The 2,365-nt window shown below is 70.2% G+C and carries 2 protein-coding genes and 1 pseudogene; all 3 read left to right on the top strand.

The annotated features are described in order from the left end of the window. The first annotated feature begins 248 nt into the window (after nucleotides 1-248). The 3 genes and pseudogenes from ACFP2V_RS15730 to ACFP2V_RS15740 all read left to right on the top strand — a co-directional run bounded on the left by ACFP2V_RS15730 (nucleotide 249) and on the right by ACFP2V_RS15740 (nucleotide 2,346). The gene (locus tag ACFP2V_RS15730; RefSeq protein ID WP_381211738.1) at nucleotides 249-983 is read left to right on the top strand and encodes an SIR2 family NAD-dependent protein deacylase; all 735 of its coding nucleotides are present in this window, start codon (nucleotides 249-251) and stop codon (nucleotides 981-983) included. Between the two features lie 183 nt (nucleotides 984-1,166). Beyond that, nucleotides 1,167-1,247: pseudogene (locus tag ACFP2V_RS15735) on the top strand (TOBE domain-containing protein); the annotation flags it as partial. Nucleotides 1,248-1,491: 244 nt separating this feature from the next. After that, nucleotides 1,492-2,346 carry an alpha/beta fold hydrolase gene (locus ACFP2V_RS15740; protein ID WP_381211741.1) on the top strand — a complete coding sequence of 285 codons (855 nt, stop codon included), beginning with the start codon at nucleotides 1,492-1,494 and terminating at the stop codon, nucleotides 2,344-2,346. The last annotated feature ends 19 nt before the right edge of the window (nucleotides 2,347-2,365 follow it).

Below are 2,365 nucleotides of genomic sequence, written 5' to 3' on the forward strand. Positions count from 1 at the left end.
AGCCGAGAAGGGCGCGGGGCCGTCGGCCTGACCGGTCAGCCGCCCAACCACCCGCTTCCGGGAGCGGACACGAAGGACACCCGGCCCACAGCGGGGAACACGCACCGGACCGCGCGGGAACCGGCCGTCCCGCGCCGGGACGGCGGCGGCGAAGTCGCCGGAGACCTCGACGCGCTCGCCTCCGTCCTCCCGGAAGGGCCTCGCGAAACGCGCTCGCTCCGAACAGCCGGGAGTTCTACGCTCGGCCCATGACCAAGCCCCTTGTCGCCCTCCTGAGCGGCGCAGGCATCTCCACCGATTCCGGCATCCCCGACTACCGTGGCCCCAATGGGCTGTGGCGGAAGGATCCGGAGGCGGAAAAGCTCGTCACGTACGAGTACTACATGGGTGATCCGGAGATCCGGCGGCGGTCCTGGCAGATGCGGCGCAAGAACCGCACACTCCAAGTGGAGCCCAACGCGGCGCACCGGGCCATCGTCGAGCTGGAGCAGTCGGGTGTGCCGGTCAGGGTGATCACACAGAATGTGGACGGCCTGCACCAGCTCGCCGGCCTGCCGGCCCGGAAGGTCCTCGAACTCCACGGCAGTGCTCGCAGCACCGTGTGCACGAAGTGCCATGCCCGCGGGCCGATGGAGGATGCCCTGGCCCGGGTCGAGGCCGGCGAGGACGACCCGTCGTGCCCGGAGTGCGGCGGCATCCTGAAATCGGCGACGGTCATGTTCGGTGAGCGCCTCGACCCCGTGGTCCTGCACGATGCGCTCGCCATCACCAAGGCCTGCCAGATCTTCGTCGCCGTCGGCACCAGCCTCCAGGTCCAGCCCGCCGCCGGCCTGGCCGGCGTCGCCACGGATCACGGCGCCCGGCTGATCATCATGAACGCCGAGCCCACTCCGTACGACGACCGGGCCGACGAGGTCATCCGGGAACCGATCGGCACCGCACTCCCCAAGCTGCTGCGCACGCTGAGCGACAGCCCGCGGTGAGTCGAGGGTCCGACGGCAGGCCCCGGCCTTCTGCCCCGACGTCCGGCCGGCGCTCATGGCGCCGACGCCCGACGCGCGCGCCTCTGCACCTCCGGCGGAGTGCCGGGGTTTCAGGCCCGCGCGATGCCCGGGAGGGCCGAGGGCCTCGACGACGCGAGCCGCTGCCTCGCCGAGGGCTCGCTTGCTGCCGAACTCGGCCTCCACCCGGGCGCGGAGGTCTGGGCCGCCCTCAAGGCAGCCCAGATCCACGCCTGTCCGGTCTGACCGGGGACGGACCCGGATCGGCCGTTCACCGCCGTGAACGCACCTACGCGCTGGGACCGCGTTCCGCACGGTCAGTCGGCAGTTGTGCCGGAGAGGGGCGGCGGTCGGCATGTTCTCGGGCCTCCGGGCCATCGCAGCGGATCACCCGCGTACGGCTCCGTCGCTCCGCAGCGACCGACTGAACGTCACCGCGGACCAACCGACTTGGGCTTGCCCCGAAGATCGTTCTGTTGGAGGTTGAGGCATGCGGAATCTGCCGACATTCATTCTTGTCCACGGGGCCTTCGCGAACTCGTTCTCGTTCGCGCCGCTGCAGGCCGAGCTTGCCCTGCTCGGGCACCGCTCGGTCGCGGTCGACCTTCCGGGGCACGGGTTCGAGGCGACGTTCCCCGCGGCCTACCAGGCTCCTCAGGATCTCCACGCACTCGCCGCGGAACCGGGGAACATCAAGGGAGTCACACTCGCCGACAATGCCGCCCGCGTGATCGAAGTCCTCGAACGGGCGAAGCGCAACGGGCCGACCGTACTCGTCGGCCACAGCAGGGGCGGCGCCGCGATCACCGCGGCCGGCAACGCCCGGCCCGAGCTGATCGACAGGATCGCTTACGTCTCCGCCTGGTGCCCGGTCGACCTGGACGTCGGTGCCTACTACGCCGAGCCGGAGATGGCGGAAGTCGATCCAGGCGCCTTCGCTCCGGCGATCGCCGGGAATCCGGCCGAACTCGGTCTGCTCCGGACCAACTTCCGAACCGCCGACCCGACGGTACTCGCCGCGTTCAGGCAGGCTTTCGCCGCCGACCTCACCGACGACGAGTTCCGGACGTTCCTGAACACCTTCCAGCCCGATGAGAACCTCGACGTCGGTACGTCCACCGACCGGGCACAGGCTGCGACCTGGGGCCGGATTCCCAAAACCTATGTGCGTCTGGCCGACGATGCCAGCATTCCGCTCGCCATGCAGGACCGTATGATCCGCGAAGCCGACGCGCTCACACCCGGCAACCCCTTCGAGGTCCGGACACTCGAAGGAAGCCACCTGCGCTGGCTCGTCCATCCGAAGCCCGCCGCCGAACTGCTCGCAAACCTCGCGACACGCTGACACCCCGCCGTCCTTCGCG

The sequence above is a fragment of the Streptomyces incanus genome (assembly GCF_042656345.1).
GTDB classification, from domain to species: domain Bacteria; phylum Actinomycetota; class Actinomycetes; order Streptomycetales; family Streptomycetaceae; genus Streptomyces; species Streptomyces incanus.